General features: G+C 72.7%; 1 protein-coding gene. It reads right to left on the reverse strand.

Annotated features, from left to right (window positions below; all coding sequences use genetic code 11):
• Positions 1-127 precede the first annotated feature (127 nt).
• Positions 128-877 (reverse strand): S1 family peptidase, encoded by a 750-nt coding sequence (locus tag K9U41_RS22850; RefSeq protein ID WP_282643133.1) that lies wholly within the window; start codon positions 875-877, stop codon positions 128-130.
• Between the last annotated feature and the right edge of the window lie 494 nt (positions 878-1,371).

A 1,371-nucleotide genomic window follows, 5' to 3' on the forward strand; every position in this document is an offset into this window, starting at 1 on the left:
GGCTTGTCCGGGGCGGCGTCACCCGGGGTCTGGCTGAAAGCCGGCGCTGCGCCCAGAAGGGCGACGACGGCCAAGGCAAGGATATGGCCGGCGCACCTGCAACGGGGCGATGCGGCCGGCGCCATCCCTACCTCCCGCTGCCGAGCGGGCTGCCGAGGCTCTTCGCCGTGGCCTCGATCCAGTCGCGATGGAGCGACACCAATGTCACGCCGGTGACGCCGCCGCAGCCGCGGCTGCCCCCCGGCCCGGTGGCCCAGCCGGTGACGCCCGCCACCGCCCCGTCGCGGAAGGCGGGGCCGCCACTGTCTCCGGTGCAGGCGCCGGCCGCGCCCTCCGGCGCCGAAAGCCGCACCATGATGCCGCCCGTGGTGCCGATGGAGGGCAGCGCCACCGTGCGCAGCGTGCCGGCGCTCTTGGCCTGGCCATCGGCGATGACGCCATAGCCGGCGAGGAGGAAGGCGGTGCCTTTCTCGGGCAGGCCGTCGGCGTTTGCCAGCCGGGCGGTGCGAAAGCGGCCGGGCAGGGGCTCGGCGAGCTTCACGAGGGCGAGGTCCGGCGTCGGCCGGCGGGTCTGGAATTGGCCGGCATCGAAGCGCGGATGCACCTCGATGCGCGTCGCCGGCACCAGCTTCGGCGGCCCGTTGCCCACGATGGCCACCGCATAGTCCGCAGCTGGCGCCACGCAATGGGCGGCGGTGAGCACGAGATCGGGCGCCAGCACCGCGCCGGTGCAGGAGGCGCCGCGGGTGGAGACGATGAGCACCGTCTGCGCCGCCACCTCCGCCGCTGCCGGCACGCCGCCTACGATGGCCTGCGCCACGTCCGGCGCAAGGAGGGCCGCGACAAGCGCGAGGACGGGAAGGCGAACGGCGATCATCTCCCGTTTCTGCCGCCCTCCGGACAGTGCGTCAATGGCGGGCAGGGCCGGGAATTTCCTTTCGCGGCGCGGCGATGCCGTTCGGTCACAGCGCCTGCACCTGACGCCTCTTGGGCTTGGCCGTGTGCGGTTCTTTGCGGGCAGGAAGGGCGCTGACGGCTTCCGCAACCCTGCCAGCCACGCCCGTTCCTCACGCTCTCGCCTCGAGGGAAGGGGGAGGGCGCAGATTTCCAACCCAACCACGCGGCGCGGGTCCGACCCTGCGATACCCCTCACCCCACCCCTCTCCCGCAAGGGGAAAGGGGGCGGACCGGGACTGGCGAGGAGGCGGCTTGTCATCCCGCCCCGCGGTGAACCCTCTCCCGCCTGCGAGACCTCTGCGAAAGCGCCTTGAGATGTCGTTCTCCCCTCTCCCCTTGCGGGAGAGGGGTGAGGGGGCAAGCTGCTTCGGAATTCGCGACGGCAGGGCCTGCTCCGCACGGTTGCTACCGTCC

Source organism: Xanthobacter autotrophicus, assembly GCF_029991245.1.
Taxonomy (GTDB): domain Bacteria; phylum Pseudomonadota; class Alphaproteobacteria; order Rhizobiales; family Xanthobacteraceae; genus Xanthobacter; species Xanthobacter autotrophicus_C.